21 protein-coding genes are annotated in these 20,357 nt (G+C 58.3%); 8 read left to right on the top strand and 13 right to left on the bottom strand.

What is annotated here, in order from left to right; translation table 11 throughout:
- Nucleotides 1–24: 24 nt before the first annotated feature.
- Complete coding sequence (locus tag B2U07_RS00580; RefSeq protein WP_296275451.1) at nucleotides 25–498, bottom strand: hypothetical protein; 474 nt, start codon at nucleotides 496–498, stop codon at nucleotides 25–27.
- Nucleotides 499–882: 384 nt separating this feature from the next.
- Between B2U07_RS00580 and B2U07_RS00575 the strand changes: the two genes are divergently transcribed.
- On the top strand, nucleotides 883–1,380 hold the full coding sequence (locus tag B2U07_RS00575; RefSeq protein WP_296275449.1) for a ferritin-like domain-containing protein: 498 nt from the start codon (nucleotides 883–885) through the stop codon (nucleotides 1,378–1,380).
- Between the two features lie 70 nt (nucleotides 1,381–1,450).
- Nucleotides 1,451–1,915 carry a low affinity iron permease family protein gene (locus B2U07_RS00570; protein ID WP_296275446.1) on the top strand — a complete coding sequence of 155 codons (465 nt, stop codon included), beginning with the start codon at nucleotides 1,451–1,453 and terminating at the stop codon, nucleotides 1,913–1,915.
- A 264-nt stretch (nucleotides 1,916–2,179) separates the two neighbouring features.
- Here B2U07_RS00570 and B2U07_RS00565 read toward each other — a convergent pair whose 3' ends face one another.
- From B2U07_RS00565 to B2U07_RS00545, 5 genes are all read right to left on the bottom strand, one after another.
- The gene (locus tag B2U07_RS00565) at nucleotides 2,180–3,232 is read right to left on the bottom strand and encodes an aldo/keto reductase (protein ID WP_296275444.1); all 1,053 of its coding nucleotides are present in this window, start codon (nucleotides 3,230–3,232) and stop codon (nucleotides 2,180–2,182) included.
- A gap of 91 nt (nucleotides 3,233–3,323) precedes the next feature.
- Nucleotides 3,324–4,760, bottom strand: coding sequence for a catalase (locus B2U07_RS00560; protein WP_275545085.1), 1,437 nt, complete (start codon nucleotides 4,758–4,760; stop codon nucleotides 3,324–3,326).
- Nucleotides 4,761–4,858: 98 nt separating this feature from the next.
- Nucleotides 4,859–5,425, bottom strand: coding sequence for a cysteine hydrolase family protein (locus tag B2U07_RS00555; RefSeq protein WP_275545086.1), 567 nt, complete (start codon nucleotides 5,423–5,425; stop codon nucleotides 4,859–4,861).
- 53 nt (nucleotides 5,426–5,478) lie between these two features.
- Complete coding sequence (locus tag B2U07_RS00550; protein WP_275545087.1) at nucleotides 5,479–6,303, bottom strand: alpha/beta fold hydrolase; 825 nt, start codon at nucleotides 6,301–6,303, stop codon at nucleotides 5,479–5,481.
- An 86-nt stretch (nucleotides 6,304–6,389) separates the two neighbouring features.
- Nucleotides 6,390–6,905 (bottom strand): hypothetical protein, encoded by a 516-nt coding sequence (locus tag B2U07_RS00545; RefSeq protein ID WP_275545088.1) that lies wholly within the window; start codon nucleotides 6,903–6,905, stop codon nucleotides 6,390–6,392.
- Between the two features lie 361 nt (nucleotides 6,906–7,266).
- Between B2U07_RS00545 and B2U07_RS00540 the strand changes: the two genes are divergently transcribed.
- Both B2U07_RS00540 and B2U07_RS00535 read left to right on the top strand, forming a co-directional pair.
- Nucleotides 7,267–7,896: a response regulator transcription factor gene (locus B2U07_RS00540; RefSeq protein WP_275545089.1), complete on the top strand. Its 630-nt coding sequence runs from the start codon at nucleotides 7,267–7,269 to the stop codon at nucleotides 7,894–7,896.
- Nucleotides 7,897–7,974: 78 nt separating this feature from the next.
- Nucleotides 7,975–8,373 carry a response regulator transcription factor gene (locus tag B2U07_RS00535; protein WP_275545090.1) on the top strand — a complete coding sequence of 133 codons (399 nt, stop codon included), beginning with the start codon at nucleotides 7,975–7,977 and terminating at the stop codon, nucleotides 8,371–8,373.
- 15 nt (nucleotides 8,374–8,388) lie between these two features.
- Here the strand turns inward: B2U07_RS00535 and B2U07_RS00530 are convergent, their stop codons facing one another.
- Both B2U07_RS00530 and B2U07_RS00525 read right to left on the bottom strand, forming a co-directional pair.
- Nucleotides 8,389–8,727: a hypothetical protein gene (locus tag B2U07_RS00530; RefSeq protein ID WP_296275438.1), complete on the bottom strand. Its 339-nt coding sequence runs from the start codon at nucleotides 8,725–8,727 to the stop codon at nucleotides 8,389–8,391.
- Nucleotides 8,728–8,878: 151 nt separating this feature from the next.
- Nucleotides 8,879–10,942 (bottom strand): PAS domain S-box protein, encoded by a 2,064-nt coding sequence (locus B2U07_RS00525; RefSeq protein WP_275545092.1) that lies wholly within the window; start codon nucleotides 10,940–10,942, stop codon nucleotides 8,879–8,881.
- 293 nt (nucleotides 10,943–11,235) lie between these two features.
- Here B2U07_RS00525 and B2U07_RS00520 point away from each other — a divergent pair, with 293 nt between their 5' ends.
- The 4 genes from B2U07_RS00520 to B2U07_RS00505 all read left to right on the top strand — a co-directional run bounded on the left by B2U07_RS00520 (nucleotide 11,236) and on the right by B2U07_RS00505 (nucleotide 16,519).
- Nucleotides 11,236–12,060 carry a hypothetical protein gene (locus B2U07_RS00520; protein ID WP_275545093.1) on the top strand — a complete coding sequence of 275 codons (825 nt, stop codon included), beginning with the start codon at nucleotides 11,236–11,238 and terminating at the stop codon, nucleotides 12,058–12,060.
- An 89-nt stretch (nucleotides 12,061–12,149) separates the two neighbouring features.
- Nucleotides 12,150–12,770, top strand: coding sequence for an isochorismatase family cysteine hydrolase (locus tag B2U07_RS00515; RefSeq protein ID WP_275545094.1), 621 nt, complete (start codon nucleotides 12,150–12,152; stop codon nucleotides 12,768–12,770).
- A gap of 12 nt (nucleotides 12,771–12,782) precedes the next feature.
- Complete coding sequence (locus B2U07_RS00510) at nucleotides 12,783–13,331, top strand: peroxiredoxin family protein (protein ID WP_275545095.1); 549 nt, start codon at nucleotides 12,783–12,785, stop codon at nucleotides 13,329–13,331.
- A gap of 347 nt (nucleotides 13,332–13,678) precedes the next feature.
- Complete coding sequence (locus B2U07_RS00505) at nucleotides 13,679–16,519, top strand: hybrid sensor histidine kinase/response regulator (protein ID WP_275545096.1); 2,841 nt, start codon at nucleotides 13,679–13,681, stop codon at nucleotides 16,517–16,519.
- A 287-nt stretch (nucleotides 16,520–16,806) separates the two neighbouring features.
- On the opposite strand, the gene B2U07_RS00500 is transcribed toward B2U07_RS00505, so the two are convergent.
- The 5 genes from B2U07_RS00500 to B2U07_RS00480 all read right to left on the bottom strand — a co-directional run bounded on the left by B2U07_RS00500 (nucleotide 16,807) and on the right by B2U07_RS00480 (nucleotide 20,309).
- The gene (locus B2U07_RS00500) at nucleotides 16,807–17,994 is read right to left on the bottom strand and encodes a zonular occludens toxin domain-containing protein (protein ID WP_296275431.1); all 1,188 of its coding nucleotides are present in this window, start codon (nucleotides 17,992–17,994) and stop codon (nucleotides 16,807–16,809) included.
- A gap of 2 nt (nucleotides 17,995–17,996) precedes the next feature.
- Nucleotides 17,997–18,302, bottom strand: coding sequence for a DUF2523 domain-containing protein (locus B2U07_RS00495; protein ID WP_254347781.1), 306 nt, complete (start codon nucleotides 18,300–18,302; stop codon nucleotides 17,997–17,999).
- Nucleotides 18,302–19,723 carry a virulence factor TspB C-terminal domain-related protein gene (locus tag B2U07_RS00490; protein ID WP_296275427.1) on the bottom strand — a complete coding sequence of 474 codons (1,422 nt, stop codon included), beginning with the start codon at nucleotides 19,721–19,723 and terminating at the stop codon, nucleotides 18,302–18,304. Before B2U07_RS00490 ends, B2U07_RS00495 begins: the two co-directional genes overlap by 1 nt.
- A gap of 137 nt (nucleotides 19,724–19,860) precedes the next feature.
- A complete protein-coding gene (locus B2U07_RS00485; protein WP_024308264.1) occupies nucleotides 19,861–20,085 on the bottom strand; it encodes a major capsid protein in 225 nt (74 codons plus the stop codon).
- A gap of 11 nt (nucleotides 20,086–20,096) precedes the next feature.
- Nucleotides 20,097–20,309: a hypothetical protein gene (locus tag B2U07_RS00480; RefSeq protein ID WP_296275424.1), complete on the bottom strand. Its 213-nt coding sequence runs from the start codon at nucleotides 20,307–20,309 to the stop codon at nucleotides 20,097–20,099.
- Between the last annotated feature and the right edge of the window lie 48 nt (nucleotides 20,310–20,357).

Genomic DNA, 20,357 nt, shown 5'->3' with positions numbered 1-20,357 from the left:
GGGAATGTGCGGCGACGCGGATTCTCAGCTTGAAACGGCTTTTCGCATTATTGGCGATACATCGCTGCAACTCGTGACGGCAGCGCAGCCGCCTTTCAGGTAGCGGCAATCTCTAGCTGCGGATTCGTATGGGTACCATCCAAGTTGTTGCTCGATAGCTTCGCGAATTCCCGTCGATATGAACCTGGGAGCGGAGCGTATATACAACTCTGCGTGGGCGGCTTTGGCCGCAGGTAGTGCCGCCAAATATTCAACGGCTTCCTTCTCGCTCGGTGTGCGGTTGATGTCTCCATCAAAACGAGGCGGCAAGGCCGTCCACACCACCGCATCGATCCCCCTGCGGCGCGCCCACCTGGCAATTTGCGCGCGAAAGCGTTGAGAGGGGTCATAGGTGACGGTGTCTCCCACCAGCCATGGCTGATGCGAGGGAATTTGTTCACGTGCTCGTAAAAATTCGCGGGCTTCGGCTAGAGAACCGGTGCTGAGCACGGTCCACATGACCTTCGTGAAAGGCGCTGTAGGGCAGATCACGGCTGCCAGCTCACCTCCATCGCCCACGCGTGCGAAATCTATGGGTAAGGCCGGCCCGTCGTGACGCCAAGGCAACTGTGCGGGTAACACTCCCGGTTTCCACATCAGCGAGCCCCAGCCAAGGCAGGCAATCCGCATAACGTAACCACTCCTAAAACAGAACATTCGAAGTCCAGCTGTGAGGTTAGGACGGCCGCTCCGAATAGGGCGTTCCACTCTTTTCCATCCATCCTCGATTCAGCTGATGGTTGGCAGAAAGCATGAACCTCGACCGAGCGTCCGCAGTCGATTCTTAGCAAGCTGCAAAAACGGGACATTCTCGTTTCTTTCCAATATCAGCTGGAGATCAACATGGCTCGCACCACGATTGAAGATCTTTTTATTCATGAGTTATCCGACGTTTACAGCGCGGAGAAACAGATCACCAAGGCACTGCCGCGCATGGCACGAGCGGCTACCAACCCGCTGCTCGCCGACGCGTTCAAGGCTCACCTTGAAGAAACTCAAGGGCAGATCGAGCGTATCGACCAGCTTGTCGAGGCCTCCGGTCTCAAGCTCAAGCGCATGAAATGCGTCGCCATGGAAGGTCTGGTCGAGGAGTCCAAGGAACTGATCGACGAAATCGAGAAGGGCGCAGTGCTGGACGCAGGTCTGATCGGCGCAGCGCAAAAGGTCGAGCACTACGAGATTGCCAGCTACGGGACCTTGATCGCCATGGCCAAACATCTGGGCCTGAAGGAAGCGGTTTCGCTGCTCAAGGCGACACTGGCTGAAGAAAAAGCGACCGATGAAAAACTGAGCAAGATCGCTGAGCAGGGTGGAAACCAGGCTGCGACGATGAGCTCCTGAATCCGGCCGGCAGGCAGGCGACCCAACGGTCGCCTGCGCTTGGACTTGAGCAGTGCTTGGAGAATTGGACATGACCTTTACTCAATTTGCCCAGGTGTTATCGCGATGGTCTGGCGACCATAGAATCTTTCTTGTAGCAATCCTGTTATTGCTGGTGTGGGCGGGTAGTGGTCCTTTTTTCCACTTCAACGATACCTGGCAGCTGATCATCAACACGACAACAACCATCATCACGTTTCTGATGGTTTTCCTCATTCAAAACACCCAGAACCGCGATAACGACGTGCTCCACATCAAGCTGGATGAATTGCTGCGCACGACCAAGGACGCCCACAACGCGCTGCTGAATCTGGACGAACTCTCGGCTGGGGAACTTCGGTCGCTGCGAAAGCACTACGCCGCTCTTTTCAGTGAAGACCGTCCTAAAGGCGCACGAATCAACAAGCTTCTCGATGAGCTGTCGCGGGCGGGCGATGACAGCGAAGGGAAGGCCGGCGCCGACAACGAAAGCAAAGATAATGAACAGCCTCAGTAGCACAGCGTTGCGCAACTGATTTTCGCCCTGGTGAACAAGGACGGTCCGAACGGCAAGCTCATACTCCTGCTGCACGATTGGACTGCCTGTCAGGTTTCCACTTCGCCGCGCTGCACTCACATAAGAGTGAAAGAACCGGTGATGGTGGACAGCGCGGAGCGATAACCGCGCGTGGCGCAGTGGCTGGCACTGAGCGATTGATGCCTAGGCCAAGTTGGCCGCTCGCGACACTGATTCGTTGCGAGCGGCCAGGCGACCCATCGGCTAGGCGACCGGGATCTTGGCACGTTCGAGGTGACACCCTCCCGTCAGAGAGGCTTGCATCTCCATGGTTTGCTCGTGCGGTACGCCAAGGGCAATCGCGCTGGCGTCATTCAGGCGTGCGTAATCCGCTTGGGACAATGTCAGATCGAGCGCGCCAAGCGTGGCGTCCAACTGCGCGCGAGTGCGCGAACCGAGGATTGGGATCAAGCTGGTGCTCGACTGCCGGGCCTTGTGTAGCAGCCAGGCAACGGCCACCTGGGTCGGCGTGCTGTCCATGTTGCTGGCGACATCGATCAGCGTGTCGATGATCGCGGTTTCCCTGGCGCCGCTTTCAGCATGCACGAGCATGCCCAACTTGGTTGCACGGCTGTCCTCGCTGCTGCTGCGGTACTTGCCCGTCAGCAGGCCGCCTGCCAGCGGCGACCATTGCGTGACGGCCAGGCCCAAGGCCTCCGCCATGGGTATCAGCTCACGATCGGCACTGCGCTCCGCCAGGCTGTATTCGAGCTGAATGCCGGCCACAGGCGCCCAGCCGCGTAATTCAGCCAGCAAGTCGGCACGCGAGACACGCCAGGCGGGGAAGTTGGAAAGGCCGATGTAGTGGATCTTGCCGGCGCTCACCAGGTCGTCGAAGCCGCGCATGATTTCTTCCATCGGCGTCAGCTCATCGCTGATGTGTGCCCAGAGCAAATCGATATGGTCGGTATTCAGGCGGCGCAGGCTTTCTTCTACTGCGCGCACCATGTTCTTGCGGTTGTTGCCGAGCTGGGAAATGCCGGCCGCTGGCGTCGTACCCATGGTGTATTTGGTGGCAAGAACGAAATGATCGCGGTCGGATGCGATGAACTCTCCGAGCAGGGTTTCCGCCTGGCCCGCCTGATAGCCATTGGCGGTGTCGAGGAAGTTGCCACCGGCTTCGACATAGCCGTCGAAAATCTGCCGGGCTTCGTCGCGTTCGGCGCCATGGCCCCAACCAGTGCCGAAGTTGCCAGTGCCCAGAGCGAGCTCGGATACGCGTAGGCCGGTGCGCCGGCCGAAGGTGCTGTAACGCATGGAAGTCCTCCTGATGGCCGATAAAGGCGGCCATCGCATGTAAAAAAGCATGAGGGGGCGTCGCGCCGCCCTCATGCAAGGAAGTCACGGATTAATGGCCGAGCCGCTCGATAGCGGCGGCAACCCCGGCACCATAGGCCGGATCGGCCTTGCCACAGTTGCCGATGTGCCGTTCTATCACCTGTTGCGAGGCGCCGCGGATTGCCCGCGCGGTGTTGTCGAACAGCGATTGCTGCTGCGCTGGCGACATCAGGCGGAACAGCGCGCCGGGCTGCGAGTAGTAGTCCTCGTCGACGCGGTGATTCCAGTGATCGGCAGCGCCTTCCAGCGTCAGCGGCGGCTCCGCGAACTCGGGTTGCTCGGCCCATTCTCCGAAGCTGTTGGGCTCGTAGGCCAGGCGCGCGCCTTGGTTACCGTCCACGCGCATCTGCCCGTCGCGGTGGTAGCTGTGATACGGGCAGCGCGGCGCGTTGACCGGGATGTGCGTGTGGTTGACGCCGAGCCGATAGCGCTGCGCATCGCCATAGGAGAACAGTCGCCCCTGGAGCATCTTGTCCGGCGAGAAGCCGATGCCGGGTACCACGTGGGCCGGGTTGAAGGCGGCCTGCTCGACCTCGGCAAAGACGTTCTCCGGGTTGCGATTGAGCTCCAGTACGCCGACTTCGATCAGTGGGTAATCCTTGTGCGGCCAGACCTTGGTCAGGTCGAAGGGGTTGATGGGGTAGCGGCCGGCGTCCTGCTCCGGCATCACCTGCACGTAGAAGGTCCAGCATGGGAAGTTGCCCTGTTCGATGTTGTCGTACAGGTCGCGCTGGCTACTCTCACGGTCGCCGGCCACCACCTGCCCAGCCTCGGCGTCGCTGAGGTTGCGAATGCCCTGTTGGCTCTTCCAGATGAACTTGACCCAGTGCCGCTCGTTAGCCGCGTTGATGAAGCTGAAGGTGTGGCTGCCGAAACCGTGCATGTGTCGGTAGCCGTCGGGAATGCCGCGGTCGCTCATGACGATGGTGACCTGATGCAGCGCCTCCGGCAGGCTGGTCCAGAAGTCCCAGTTGTTCTGCGCGCTGCGCATGCCGGTGCGCGGGTCGCGCTTCACCGCATGGTTGAGGTCGGGAAACTTCAGTGGATCGCGCAGGAAGAACACCGGCGTGTTGTTGCCCACCAGGTCCCAGTTGCCCTGCTCGGTGTAGAACTTGATGGCGAAACCGCGAATATCCCGTTCGGCGTCAGCAGCACCGCGCTCACCGGCCACGGTGGAGAAGCGCACGAAGATGTCGGTTTGCTTGCCCACCTGGGAGAACAGCGCGGCGCGGGTGTAGCGGCTGATGTCCTGGGTCACGGTGAAGGTGCCGTAGGCGCCAGAGCCCTTGGCGTGCATGCGCCGCTCCGGAATTACCTCGCGGTCGAAATGGGCGAGTTTTTCCAGGAACCACACGTCCTGCAACAGCGCCGGGCCACGCGGACCAGCGGTCTGGATGTTCTGGTTATCTACGACTGGAGCGCCGGAGGCGGTAGTGAGCTTCTTCATTTTTTGCTCCTTCGAATAAGCAATGGCGGCTGGGACGGCCCGCTGCTGTAGCGGACAAGTCTCAACCCGACGACTCGTCCGCCTTCAGCAATGAGTCCTCATGCAGCGCTGCGGGCCTGACCGAGGTACTCGGCGGTGGAGATGACCGGTGCATAACCGAACTGCAGCGCCGCCATGAAGGCTGCATGCACCTGCTCGGCCGGCACCTTCACGCCGTTGAACTCCAGATCGAGGGTGGCGCACGCGTCGTGCAGCACGGTGGTCTGGTAGCCGAAGTCGACGGCGGCGCGGGTGATGCCGTCCACGCACATGTGGCTCATGTTGCCGACTACCACCACCTCGCTTACGCCGTGCTCGTCGAGCACCTGCTTCAGCTCGGTCTCGCGGAACGAGTTGATGTAATGCTTGAGTACGACCGGCTCGCCCGGGTGGTTGAGCACGCTGGGATGAATCTGTGCGCCTTCACTGCCGGGCCGGAAGAAGGGGGCGTCCTGGCTCGTGAACTCGTGGCGGATATGCACCACCAGGTCGCCACGCTCGCGGAATACGGCGATGACCTGAGCCGCCTTGGCGGCAGCGGATTCGACCTTGCTCAGGGTCCACAGGCCGCCAGGGAAATAGTCGTTCTGAATATCCACCACGATCAGTGCTTGCTTGCCGTTCATTGCGTTTCTCCTATTCGAGGTGGCCCGCCAAACTGCGGCGGGCATACGAGTGCTTAGCTGCGCACAAATGCCAGCAGGTCGTTGTTGAGCTGATCCTTGTGGGTATCGGTGATGCCATGCGGAGCGCCGGGGTAGATCACCAGCTTCGCGTGAGGCACCAGCTGGGCCGAGGCGCGGGCGGCCGCATCCACCGGCACGATCTGGTCGTCGTCGCCATGCAGGATCAGGGTGGGCACGTCGAATTTCTTCAGATCTTCGGTGAAGTCGGTCTCGGAGAACGCCTTGATGCAGTCATAGGCACTCTTGTGTCCGGCCATCATGCCCTGCATCCAGAACGCATCGATCACGCCCTGGGAGGGCTTGGCGCCTGGGCGGTTGTAGCCATAGAACGGACCGCTGGCGATGTCCTTGTACAACTGCGAACGGTCGGCCAGGGAGCCTGCGCGAATGCCATCGAACACTTCGCGCGGCAGGCCGCCGGGGTTGGCCTCGGTTTTCAGCATCAGCGGTGGGACCGCAGAGATCAGGCCGACTTTGGCCACGCGTTTGGTGCCGTGGCGACCTATGTAGCGGGTAACCTCGCCGCCGCCGGTGGAGAAGCCGAACAGCACCGCTTCCTGCAGGTCGAGCGTTTCGATCAGTTCTGCGAGGTCGTCCGCGTAGCAGTTCATTTCGTTGCCGTCCCAAGGCTGGCTGGAGCGGCCATGGCCACGGCGATCATGGGCGATCACGCGGTAGCCGTTGTTGGCCAGAAAGATCATTTGTGATTCCCAGCTATCCGCGTTCAACGGCCAGCCATGACTGAAGACGATGGGCTGGCCGCTGCCCCAGTCTTTGAAGTAAATCTCGGTGCCGTCGCGAGTGGTGATTGTGCTCATGGTCTTCTCCTTTTTCGTTTGAGGTATCACAGGCAAAGCAGCGGGCAGGCCGATCATGGGTGATGGTCGGCGCACGCATGGGTGGGTCAGGGATGGGAGGCGGCTTGTGGCAGGTGCGCTTGCTGGCCGCGGAGGCGCAGCAGCTGGTAGCTCAGGCCGATCAGGAAGATCAGTACAGCGATTAACACCGCGACCTTCACTTGCGGTGATTCGGGGCCGTTGCCGATGGGATTGCCAACCGGCAGACGCGAAAGCGATTCGTTGAGTCCGGGGATCATCAGCACCAGGTAGCTCAAGCTCATGGCGCTGACCTGCAAGTATTCACGAGCCTTACCCAAACGCCACATATGCTGCGCGCTGCGGCCGACGGCGATGGCCGCCAGCGCGATCAGGCCGAGGGCATGCCCGGTGGTGAAGCCACCCGTGCTGGAGAGGCCGAAGGAGGTGACCACCGAGGCGAACAGGCCGAACTGATAACAGCGGCCGCTGGCCACGTCGGGAATGATGCGTCCGTATTGACGGAAGGCGTAGGCGCCGGCGATGACGGGCAGAAGGCTCAGCGTGGTGTGGATGATGCCGAGCGCGGACAGTGAAGTGGCCATGTTCCTTTTCCTCATGCAGACAAACCGCTGGTGAGGGCTCCGTATGCCAGTGGCAACTGCACGGAAGTGCCGTCTTGTCAGGCCGGTCGAAACTGTTGGCCTGGTGAGATCGACTATAGGAACGCGGGCTTCGGGCAACCATTCTACGAAGGGTCGCTGCCGCTTATATCTAAGTATGAGTCAGCTATCGGAACGGCTACAGGCACGCCCGTAGGCCGCTGAATAGGCGCGCACCTATACCTAGGTATGAGGCGATTGAACCAATGGTCTGGCGTAACGCCCCAGTTGGCGATGTCCATCTGGCAAGGCTGCTGACTAGAATGCAGGTACAGATCCCAGCGCACCTTCAAAGGAGCACCTGATGCCCAACCCGCTTTCGCTGGTGCACATCATCGATGACGATGAATCCCTGCGACAGGCACTCGACAGTCTGTTTCGCTCGGTAGGCATGGCCACGCAGCAATACGGATCGACCCAGGACTTTCTCAATGCCGAGCGCCCTGATTGTCCGTCTTGCCTGGTGCTGGACGTGCGTCTGCCAGGAAAAAGCGGGCTGGACTTCCAGAGTCAGTTGCTCGAGATGAACATCCCGATCCCTATCGTGTTCATGACCGGCCATGGCGATATATCCATGTCGGTGCGCAGCATGAAGGCCGGCGCGGTGGACTTTTTGACCAAGCCCTTTCGTGACCAGGACATGCTCGATGCGGTGGCAGCCGCCATCGACAAGGACCGTATGCAGCGCGAGCAGGGGCGTGGAGTCGCGAAGCTGCATGAGCGCTTCGCCAGTCTCAGCCTGCGCGAGCGTCAGGTCATGGCGCTGGTCACTGCCGGGAAAATGAACAAGCAGGTAGCAGCCAGCCTGAGCCTCAGTGAGATCACCGTGAAAATCCACCGGGGGCATGCGATGCAGAAGATGCAGGCGCGCTCGCTGGCCGACCTGGTGAAGATGGCCAGCGCGCTGCAGCTCAAGGCGGACGGAAGTCTGTGAGCTTTGCGTATGGCTTCAGACCGGGCCAGCGCCCGGGCACGTTTTTGAAAGTCGCGCCGCGTAGGCACAAGCCGGCCGGTGCGCATCGAGGATGTAGATGTGCCGCATGACCTGATTTCCATCATTGATGACGATGAATCGCTGCGACTGGCGACCTCCAGTCTGCTGCGCTCGATGGGTTACATCACCGAATTTTTCGCCAATGCCGAGGACTTTCTCGGCTCTGGCGACCTGTCACGTTTCGCCTGCGTTGTCGCCGATATACAGATGCCTGGCATGAGCGGCATCGATCTGACGCATAAGCTGATTGCCGCCAATGGTCAGGCGAAGGTGGTATTGATGACGGCCCGTACCGAAAGCGATATTCACAAGCGGGCGCGGGAGAGCGGGGCGGTTTGCCTGCTGCAGAAGCCATTCGCGGCAGATTCGTTGCTCAAGTGCGTGGGCAAGGCCCTGGAGCCGGAAGGCGAAAGATAATGGCTGACAGGTGCGCTATATCGGTTCGACATCGTCCAGAACATCCGCTGGCGGGAACGCATCTGGCCCGCCGAACACCTGCAAGGCACTGAGCGCGCCACTGTCGAATAGCTGCTGTAGCAGTGGCTCAAGTACCTTGTCGATGCTGAGCTGCAGCGCCTGCTGATCCAGCCATTCAAACCGCATGATCCAGTGCCGTGCGCTGCGCCTGCTGGCATGAAGCTGACAAACCATGCAGCCGGGCAAGCGAAGAGTGGCTGTGGCCGCAGCTAGCAATTGTTCGTGCAGGGTGGCCGTCTGCTGTGCCGTGGCCTGGATCAATAACAGCTTGCCGAGGCCAAATCTGCCTTTCACTTGCCTGCTCATCGATGTGCTCCCTGTCTGGGGGATACCGCGAGGGTTGCTGCCGGCCTATACCGGTCATGTTCGATGATCGCGGGAGCAGAGGCGGACGCCAATCATCGATGGGCATAGCCACCTGCAAACCATGGTATGAGAGGCGGGATCAACTAACCGTCGGCAGGCTTACGCTGAAGCGCGCTCCGGGGCCCAGCGCATTATTACCCGCGTAGATGCTGCCCCCCAGGCTCTGTACCACCGTGCGGCAGATCGGCAGCCCCATGCCCATGCCGGTCTTCTTCGTGGTGAAGAAACTGTCGAACAGTCGGTCGAGGTTGTCGCTGGCGATACCGGGACCGTTATCCTCAACCAACAGCTCAATACTGGAGGCATCCAGGCTCGTCGTGCTGATGGTCAACTTCGGTGAGGCAGTCTGGGCATGAGCCATCGCTTGCATGGCGTTAACCGCCAGGTTGACGATCACCTGCTGCAACAGGGTGCGATCGGCGCGTATGCGCGGCAGGTTCGGCGTCAGCGCCAGGCACAGCTCGACGTTCTGCGCCTGCAGCTCGTGGCGGAGGAACTGCACGGCTTCCTTGACCACATTGTTCAATGGCAAGGTTACCCGCTGAGGGGCTTGATGGCTGGCCATGGTGCGGATGCGCGCAATGATGTCAGAGGCACGGCGGGCATCGGCCACCATGCGTACCGTCAGATCGTGGACCTCGCCGATTTCCGGCTCGGGGCGGTTGAGCCAGCGCAGACCGGCTTCGCCGTTTGTAGCGATGGCAGCCAGAGGCTGGTTGACCTCGTGAGCGATGGACGCCGTCAGCTCGCCAAGCATCGATACACGTGCGGCATGCATCAGGTCCGCTTGCATGCTATCGAGCGCCATACGCGAAGTGACAAGCTCGCCTATATCGATGTTGCCGACCAGGACCATGCCCTTGGCGCGCATTTGCGGCGGTGCGGTGACGAAGAACAGTACGTCGATTTCCCGGCCATCGAGGGCGCGGGTCTTGGTTTCCGTAAGGTAGCCTGACTCACCGCGATAAGCGGCCTCGATGCTGCGTCGGAAGGCATCGTATTGGCCCGGAATCCAGAAACGGGTGACCGGGCCCAGCATCTCGGCGCGGTCCTTTGCTCCATATAACGTCAACGTACGCTGATTGACATCGATGACCACGCTGGCGGACATGGCTTTTTCGACGAATTCCGGATGTTCGTCGATATAGGTCGAGAGATCGTTGACACCCTGTTGACGCAACTCGGCAAATAACTGATTGAGACCGCTCGAGTCCAATTGCCAGAACGACACTGCCATCACCTCGAAGAGGTTGCGGTAGCGGAACTCGCTCTGCTCAAGGGCCGCGAACGCCTGGTTGCGGGCAGAGAGGTCGATGACCCCGACCATGAGAATGCCTTTTTGCATGTTCTCCGGCGGGAAGGAGGCGGTGAACAGCGCATCGAACTCGCGGCCGTCGATCGTGCGCAGGGTCGTTTCCTTGACGTAGCTGAGCTTGCGGGATACGGCGGCAAGAATGCTCTGTGCAAATACCTGCGTACTCGCTTCGGGCCAGAATGGCTCGACCGAGGTGAGCATTTCCTGCTTATCGCCACGACCAAATAGCGCCACCGTCTGCTCATTGATGTCCAGCACGCGGGTCGCGCGCATCATCTCGCGAACCAGTTCGGGGTGGTCGTTGAAGTGCTTGCCCAGGTCCTTCACTCCGCTGGCGAAGAGGCGCTTGACCATTGCCCCGACCTGGGTGAAGTCCAGTTCCCAGAATGATGCGGCCATGGCTTGGAACAGGTTGCGGTATCGATACTCGCTTTCCACCAGGGTCAGCTCGGTGGCGCGTCGTGCCGTGATGTCCCGGCCCGTTTCGACGATGCCGATGGTATTTCCCTGAGCATCGAGACGCAGTGACCAGCGCGCTTCGATCAACACATGCTCACCCGCCGCGTTGATGCGCTGTAGTTCGCCATCCCAGCGGCCACTTGAGCGTACCTGGCTTTCGAACTCGAGAATCGAGGCGGCGGGCTGCGAGGTGAGCAGGTCGTGGGCTATCTGCCCGCACGCTTCGGCGCTGCTCCAGCCGTATAGCTCTTCGCTGGCTTTGTTCCAGTAGAGAATGCGCCCCTCGAGATCGCGCAGAAAAATGCTCTCGTGGATCAGCTCGAGAATGTCCGAGCCCAGGTCTGACGTCAGTTCGCGATCATCGATCATGCCGCACCGTCCTGTAGGGATTTGGCGTGCGTCGCACGCGTCTACCTGTCGCTGATGCCAACGTGGCTCATACCAAGATATGAGCTGAATGTCCGCCGGTCTGATGGCGGGCTGTATCGGGGCGTCTCACTATCCATTCACGCACTGCCAGTGAACACAGGTTCGAAATGCTACTCGCTGATCTCCAGCGAATAATTCGAGGCCTGGCAGCTGTAGGGGCTTTGGGAGTGCGGAAATATTCGTATCCAGAAATCCTAATCAATCCCGGAATATTTAACTAGCAGGAGCCGAGCATGAATACTTCACGTACCGCGTTGGCCAGCGAAAAAAACCTCAGCCGCCGCGTTGACCCATCCCAATCAACGCCGCAAAAGCATGGTCTGGCCACGTTCTTGATGATGACGCTTGTCGCCGTTTTCGCAGCGCGCGCGCTGGCTCATGAGCCTGGAGGCATCCACAGCGAGAAGACCGCGAAGGTCGACGCCGCCTTCGACCTGGTGCACACCCGCGTCTCACGTGACGGCGACATGCTGGTCTTCGAGCAACTGGTCGACGGCAAGGCCGGCAGCCGTATTCCGTCGCCCAAGGGCAGCTTCGCCGGCGCCGAGGTCTACAGTTACGTCTGGCCGACCAGCCTGGATAGCGGTGCGGTGGGTTTTGAAGAGAAATCCGGGATTCTCGCCCTGGCCCTGACTTCCCATCCGGACTTCGACGACACCCCGCAGCTCGACGAGAACGGCGACGGCAAGAATGACAACGACGGCGGCTTGTGGCATTCGCACTGGGTGGTACTGACCAAGGACGAAACCTGCGGCCCATCGGGGCTCAAGGTGCGTGACATCCCCGAAGGTGCCAAGCCCAAGTTGCCGCCGACCTGGCCCGGCGCGCCGATTTATATCGACTCCCCCGGCTACGATCTGAGCGTCAAGGAAAATGCCGCGCAGATCCGAGTGCCGCTCAAAGCGGTGGGTTTCCCTGAGAGCTTCAACTACGACGGGGTGAGCGCTGCGCTGCAGGTCAATGCCGATCTGCACAACCCGCTGTTATGCGTATCTGGCGTCTGGGATGTGGCTTCTGGCGATCTGTCTTTGCCCGCCACCTGGAAACAGCAACCTTAAGGTCTGAGCCAGCAGCCGCATAGCGGCGCCAACCAGCAGGGGTGATCACCTGCTGCACCTGGCTCGATCCTCATCTCGTGGAGTCTGTCATGAGCCTTCCCATCTACGCCCGAGAAAGAACCGCTCTCTTGCTGGTAGACCCTTACAACGACTTTCTCAGCGAAGGCGGCAAGTTGAGTGGCGAGGCCAAGCTGGTAGCGGATGCGGTTGGCACGCTGCAGAACCTGCGAAACGTGGTCGCGGCAGTACGTGCCGCGGGCATCCAGGTGCTCTTCGTGCCGCATCACCGCGCGCGTCCTGGCGACTTTTTGATGTGGAAGCATCCTAGCCCTTACCAGCTAGGAGCTCGACAACTGCAAGTGTTTGCGGCGGATAGTTGGGAAGGGGAGTGGCATCCCGATTTTCAGCCTCAGCCTGGGGACATCGTTGTGCAGGAGCATTGGGGCGCAAGTGGTTTCGCCAATACCGACCTGGATTTCCAGCTGAAGCAGCTGGGGGTGGAGAAGGTCGTGTTGGTCGGCATGCTGGCCAATACCTGCATTGAATCGACTGGAAAGTGGGCCGCCGAACTGGGTTATCACGTGACATTGGTGCGCGATGCAACTGCCGCTTTCTCGAGCGAGGCAATGCATGCCGCCCATGAAATCAACGGTCCAACCTATGCACATGTGATCGCCACGACAAGCGAGCTCATCGTTGCCCTTGGATAAGGAGTAACAACCATGACTGAGTCGTACAGCCAGGCGCCGGCTTGGCAGGTAGAGCGCTGGTTCAATACCTCCGAACCCCTTAGCCTGGAGCGTCTGCGCGGCAAGGTGATTGTCCTGGAGGCCTTCCAGATGCTTTGCCCAGGGTGTGTGAGCGAAGGTCTGCCGCAAGCTCAGCGGGTCCAGGCAACCTTTCCGTCCGAGCAGGTTGCCGTCATCGGATTGCACACGGTATTCGAACACCACCAGGCAATGACCCCCGTCTCTCTCGAGGCGTTTCTATACGAGTACCGCATCACCTTTCCAGTCGCCGTCGACCTCCCGGACCCTCGGGGTTCTGCACCCCTGACCATGCGGGCCTATGCAATGCACGGTACCCCGAGCATGGTGCTGATAGACAAGCAAGGGCGCATTCGTCAGCACTACTTCGGGCGCGTCAATGAGTTGCAGCTAGGAGCCCAGATCGCATGGTTGATTGCTGAAGCTGGCGTCTTGAACGAAGGGGAACCGTTGACTACAGCTGAGCAGGCGTCGGGATGTGCGGATGGTGTCTGCGCACCTTGAATGTAATGGGTAGATCTTGGTGGAAGCCGTTCAGCGGTTGTTGCAGCAGCGGCAATGGCCGAGCCTTTCCAGGGTCAATGCTGAAAAGTGCTGGTAGCGAAGAATGATTGCCGGGCACGCGCGGTGTTGCCAATCGCAATTGTCCGGTAAGGTTACCGGCACCAGTCACCAACCTGTGAAACAGGGTCCAGAAACGCTCGACTTGCTTATGATGAGTGGATTGCGGGATCTGCGCCTGTAGCGCTGTTATCGAGAGCCATATTCTGAAAAGCCTAACCCGTGAGGAGCTCGAATCCGAAAATGAGCGCCTGCGCGCGGCCCTTAGACGAGCCGGCGTAGAGTCTGAGGTGGATGAATGCCGCCGAGCAGAGCAATCAGGCTCCGTTCAGGACGCAGCGCGTCAGGAAGCCGTTTTCGACAGTGCTGTGGACTTCGCGATCATCTTGACTGATCCAGCCGGCACCATTACCGGTTGGAACTCGGCAGCCGTGCATGTGATGGGCTGGAGTACGGAGGAGATGTTCGGCGAGAGCGTGGCGCGTATCTATACCGCTCAGGATCGAGATGACGGCCTTGTCGAATCCGAAATGCAGCAGGCAATCGAATTCGGTTATGCCTCGAACGAACGTTGGCACCTGCGCAAGGACGGTCGGTCGATCTGGGTATCTGGCGAAACCATGCCGCTGTACTCGGAAAAGCACGCACATCTCGGTTTCATGACAATTTTGCGTGATCGTACAAAGGAACACCTCGATAGTCGCGCGATGGAGGAAACGAAGGAGCGTTATCGTCTGGCAGCCAAAGCGACCAACGACGCTATCTGGGACTGGGATCTGGCAGCCAATCAAGTCCTGTGGAATGACGCGCTCGCCGATGCTTATGGCTACTCGCTATTGGCATCGGAGACTTCCAGCGACTGGTGGCTGGAGCACATTCACCCAGACGACAAGAAGCGCATATACAACTCCATCCACGCTGTAATTGATGGGGACGGCAACTCCTGGAGTGAAGAGTACCGCTTTCGACGCAATGACGGCTCCTACGCTGAGGTACTCGACCGAGGCCATGTAATCCGCGACGCTGATGGCAAAGCACTACGCATGATCGGGGCGATGCTCGACCTGACATCAAGGCGAAAATCGGAAACGGCCTTACGTAAAAGCGAAGAGCGCTTCAGAACAATCGTTGAGACGATCGAGACGGCGTTCGCCATCGTCGAGGTCAAGTTCGATGCCCAGGATCATCCCGTCGACTACCGCTTCATCGAGGTCAATCCGGCGTTTGAACGTGAGGCGGGTATCGACTTGCGTGACAAGTGGGTGACCGAATATGCCCCTGAACTGGAACAATTCTGGTTTGACACCTACGGGCATGTCGCCAAAACACGAGAGCCGCTGGCCTTTGAAAGCTACGCCAATACCTTCGAGCGCTGGTTTGACGTCAAGGCTGTGCCGGTGGGTGACCCCACTGAGAGACAGCTCGGCATCTTCTTCAATGACGTCACTGCGAGGCGCAACGCTCAGGAGCGTCTAAAAGCCAGCGAGGCGCTTGCCCACGAGAATATCGAACGCGTTCAACTCGCCCTGGCAGCAGGGGCGATCATTGGCACCTGGCATTGGCATGTGCCAACCGACCGCTTCACGGTGGACAAAGCATTTGCCGAGGCTTTTGGACTCGACCCGGCACTGGGTTTCAAGGGGCTAAGCCTTGAGCAAATTATCGCGACGGTTCACCCCGATGACCGAGAAGGAATGATCTCAGCCATCGACGATGTGATCGCTCGTGGCGGCGCCTTCTCTCACCAGTACCGAGTTAGGCGTGCGGACCAGAGGTATTACTGGATCGAAGCGAACGGGCGTGTCGAACTCGCCGATGACGGCACCGCCCAGAACTTCCCGGGCGTGCTGATCAATGTGGAGGAGCGTCGGGCGCTTATGGATGAGCGAGACCGAGCAACGGCGGCGTTGAGGGCGCTCAACGATACCCTGGAGCAGCGCGTTGCAGAACGCACCACAGAGCTGATGCAAGCCGAGGAGAAACTTCGCCAGTCGCAGAAAATGGAAGCAGTGGGTCAGCTCACAGGTGGCCTGGCTCACGACTTCAACAACCTGCTGGCGGGCATTTCCGGTTCCCTGGAAATGATGAGCGTACGTATTGCTCAAGGCCGATTAGGCGAGCTCGAGAAGTACATACTGACGGCTCAGGGAGCCTCCAGGCGCGCGGCCGCGCTGACACACCGACTCCTGGCATTCTCGCGCCGGCAGACGCTCGACCCGCGCCCCACGGATGTGAATGCGCTGCTGCTGGGAATGACCGAGCTCATACAGCGAACGGTAGGCCCGAGCATCACGCTCGAAACGCTTGGAACGGCTGAACTCTGGCCGGTGAAGGTCGACAGTAGCCAACTCGAGAACGCGCTACTCAACCTGTGCATCAATGCACGGGACGCGATGCCTGACGGGGGCCGGATAACCATCCAGACGGCCAACCGCTGGATGGACCGCGAGGTTGCGCGAACACATGATCTCACCGAGGGCCAGTACCTTGCCCTAAGCGTCACAGACACGGGCTTCGGCATGGCACCAGACGTTATCGCTAAAGCCTTCGACCCATTTTTCACGACGAAACCGATAGGGCACGGCACCGGCCTCGGGCTATCGATGATCTATGGCTTTGCGAAACAGTCAGGAGGGCAGGCACGTATCCACTCCAAAGTCGGTGTCGGGACGACCCTGACCATCTATCTGCCAAGATACTTCGGCAGCGTTGATGCGGAGCGGGAAGAGCTCTACTCGAATGCCGTAGAGCTATCAGAGCTAGGCGAAACGATACTTGTCGTCGATGACGAGCCGACCATTCGCATGCTGTTGGTCGATGCGTTGAGTGAGCGTGGCTATTCGGTCATTGAGGCAGCCGATAGTGTTGCCGGTCTGAAGATGCTGCGCTCCGATGTGCATATCGATCTGCTGATCAGCGATGTGGGTCTTCCAGGGGGCATGAACGGGCGGCAGATGGCTGACGCCGGCAGAGAGCTTCGCCCCGGCCTGAAGACGCTGTTCATAACAGGGTATGCAGCAAACGCTGCCGTCGGTAATGGGCAACTCCAACCTGGAATGCAGGTGATCACGAAGCCATTCTCTGTGGATTCACTCATTACAAGAGTTCAAGAGCTGATGGCTGCCGAGTAGGCCCGATCTGAGGGCGCGATCAGTAGGGTTCCAGCCATCTCTAACAAGGGATTGGATATCCAATCTCACGGCAGTTGTCAGGTGTGGTTTATGGGATCGAGTAATGACAGAGGAACGGATTCATCTACTTGGGCGAAGGGCTCGGGAAGCATTCTGCACTCGGGAGGACCTTTCCATATGCAATTTAACATAATATATATTATGCGAAGCCTAGGATAAAGACGCCTGAGGCAAGGATGATGATTCCAGCGACAACGAGGTGATCAAGTTCAAACATGGGAATGGCCTCACCAGTTCCAGCCAGGCTTCGACGAGCCTACGACAGTGATAGGAACAGACTCAGCAACTGGCGCGTTAACTGGGGCCTGATAGCTGGCCTGCTGAATCTGCGGCTGCTGCTGGACCTGCATGTTACCAGGGCCCCGATCAGCGATGGCTGGATCGAAATAGCCATCAGTGGACGCGCTCAGGCAGAAGTCGAAACTGGTGCTGTAGCGCGTGCCCTGCTGGGTATAACACTGGCACGTAGTGGGCATGCCGCCGATGAACTCGATTTGCTGACGGCGCGACCTGGCACGGTCGACGAGGTTAGGGTCTCGACTGGAAACGCAGTAAAGCCGCGGATAAGCAACAGGCTTGGTCAAGTCGTCATAGATCGGCGCAGACGATGGTATATCGGGTATGCGAGGCACCTGGCGATCAACATATTGAGCGGTAGTCAGGGGGCCTGAGCTGCCAGACTCAGGCTTTGGCGCGAAGCCAAGGCCACCGGTAATCGTGCTGATGGCACCGGCAGCAGTTTCCTTGATAGAAGGCTGAGATTCAGCGGGCTGTGCCGCTTGGTCACCGCCTTTGATTTTGCCGTAAGCCCGGTAAAAGCTGAAAGCGACGATGACCAGGACGAAAGCAATCAAGTAGACCTTCATAGGTAACTTGGCTTTGACGTGATGCCCTACAGCAGATTTATAGGCGCCGAAAAACTTCTTATCGAGGGTGGGATAAGTCTTCTTGGCGAATGCGCGATCAGCAACCTTTTCGAAGTCTGAACACTTTTCATACTCATAACGGGCAATCTTGTTCATGCCAAACGGGCGCCAATAGTGAACATGATTGCCAACAAGACGCCTAACCTCGACGTCGATAAAACGAAAGTCTTGCGTGATCAGGTGAATATCAAAACCCTGGTGGCGATGGGTCTGGAACTTGGCGATATATTCAGGGCGTTCCTTGCGAACGTCGCGAGGCTGAAAAAAGTGCTGACATTCGTCGATAACAATAATGGCGTTATCAGGAAGCTCATACCATTTGTGCGGATCGTCGAATGGGTACCACTCCCCTTTTAACTTTGAAGGATCGAGGCCGTTGATGTTGTGATGATAGACAGGACGGTTTTGCTCAACGCCAGCGGCGTCAACTTCCTTGATAGTGTTGAGCGTCTTACCGTGACCAGGGAGACCAGTGTGCAGATAGATCATGATTAAGCCTCAAGAACGCCGTAGTTTTTCTTCTTACCCGAAACCTTGTTCATGCCATTAAGGACAAGTCGAGTTGTAATGGCAGCAAACCAAAGGTTAATAACAACATCGAATTTCATGATGCCAAGCAATGCTTGTGCAGGACCTGGGGCACTTCCAATCTGCGATAGAACGTATTGGTGAGCCTGATCAATAACGATGTTGATGCCGACATAGGCAACAGCGCCAATGCCAAGCGCCTTTAGCGCCATCTTGATCAGAGGAACGACGATCTGAATAAGCAGCATGGCCCAATAGAAGAAGTGCATTATTCATTACCTCCAAAGGCAGCGCCGACGTATATGGCGCAGAAGACAGTTGTGAACGCTACAAATATCCAAGAGAAGCCTTCCGCAAGAACGCAAAGAGGCTCATAGGACATAGAGATAGAGCCACTACTAACGCTTATGCGCTGATCAACTGGGCAAGTGCGTGGAAGGAATGTAGTGGCGCGATCAACAAAGCTGGGAACGTCGACGTTTTGCTCATCGATCTCAAACTTGTCGCCCTGGAACAAGCTATCGATATCAGTCTTTTTGGACTCATAGTCGGCCTGCTCTTCAGCATGGCAGCGCATGTCCTTTTGCTGCTTCAATATCGCGCAACTGACAACGTCGCCGGTGCAAACCAGGGGCTGATCACAACCAGGGCCGGAAACGCTACCAGGGGCGCAGCTGGGGTCTTTTGATGGATCACATTCGCCGTTGCCATCGCCAGAGCCATCCCCGTCCCCCGTGCCGTTACCATCGCCGTTACCATCGCCGTCACCAGAGCCGTCGCCATCGCCCTCACCGCCACCGTCACCATCACCTGAGCCGCCGCCATCACCAGAGCCATCGCCCTCCCCGTCACCCTCACCGTCGCCATCATCGCCACCATCAGGGTTTTCAGGTACGCAGGTAGTGCCAGACCAGACATAGCCGGGAATACGGTCACAGCCGGGATCGTCGGGATCAGATGGTGGAACATCAGGCGTATCAGGGGAATTAAGAGGATCGCCAGTCTCGGGAGCATCCCAGTCCCAACCAGAGCAAGACTGGCCATTACCTTTGAGAATGTAATTACAAAACCCGGTGTCAGTGGAGCCGGGAACAAAATAACAACTTGTGGATGCAGAGCTATCAGCGACATAAGTGCAACTATCTACGCAAGCGCTAGAAGGAGGGCTAGAACTAACGTATCTACGACCGCCAGACTCAATAACAGGGCCATTAGAACCCCGAGTGAGAATAGGGCTACCATTCTCGGCGGAACAATCCTTTTCAGGAGGAAGGCAGGTAGGCTTGGCGGGGTCAGTAGTGTTTAAAGTGTGATCAGGAGGGCAGGAGTCGCCGAACCTGTAAACCTGAACGCGATTAGAGTTAACAATGTTAGGAGTTGAAGAGCCATTTGAATAACGATTACCAAGGCATGTATAACGAGTATCAGTAACTTTAGTCATGCCGGAATAACGCCAATATCCATTAGAGGTAGGAACGTTATCAACGGCAGCAACACAAGCAGAAAGAGCAGAAGGATAGCGATCAGTGGAGGTGCTCTCAATACGCCAATAATAATCCTCAGCAAAAGAATTGGATGAAAAGAGAATAAAAATAATAAAAGCGCCGCAGCCGACGACGGTTGACCTCCTCCGTCGGTCTAACCGACGACGGCAGGCGGCAAAGAAGCTGGAGAATAAATGCTTGTTCATGGTTAGAGCCGTCCAAATAGTAAAGCGGCCAATGCAATGGTCGAAACAATGATCACGTAAACATCAGGCGTAATATTCATTTGTTCAGCCCTAAAACAAGAAGGCCCACCGAAGTGGGCCGGATGGCTGGGCGAACCTTAACGAGCAGCCCGCTTGACGTAGGTGAAGACAGCCACAGCGACGCAGAGGCCGACAGCAGCCCAGCCGATAGCATCGATATCACCGGACTTGGCTTCCATGGCGGTCACAGCAGCGGCAGCGTCAGCCAGGGCGACGGAAGCACCGCCCAGGAGAACAGCGCCGACAGCGACCTGAGCGGACAGTTTGGAACCGAACTTGCGAACAGCATTCATCTTTTTCATAGCAGACTTCCTTACCTTAATAGGCGTTTGATACAGAGGAACACGAACACCGATACAAAGATTTGCATGGTGATATCGTAAAGAGCGCCCCATTCCTCTGGAGTGGCACCACCATCGTTTAACATGGTGGCGAGTTCCTGACGTGGAACGGAAACAAGTTCGCCGTCGCAACTAAAACCCTCGACATTGGCAACCCAAGTTCCGTTACATGCCAGAAAATTCATTAAGCAGCTTCCCGAGGTGCGGGAAGTTGCAGATATTCGGCAGCGTCC

The sequence above is a fragment of the Pseudomonas sp. UBA7530 genome, from assembly GCF_002479365.1.
Classification (GTDB): domain Bacteria; phylum Pseudomonadota; class Gammaproteobacteria; order Pseudomonadales; family Pseudomonadaceae; genus Aquipseudomonas.
This window is presented reverse-complemented; position numbering and strand designations above follow the sequence as displayed.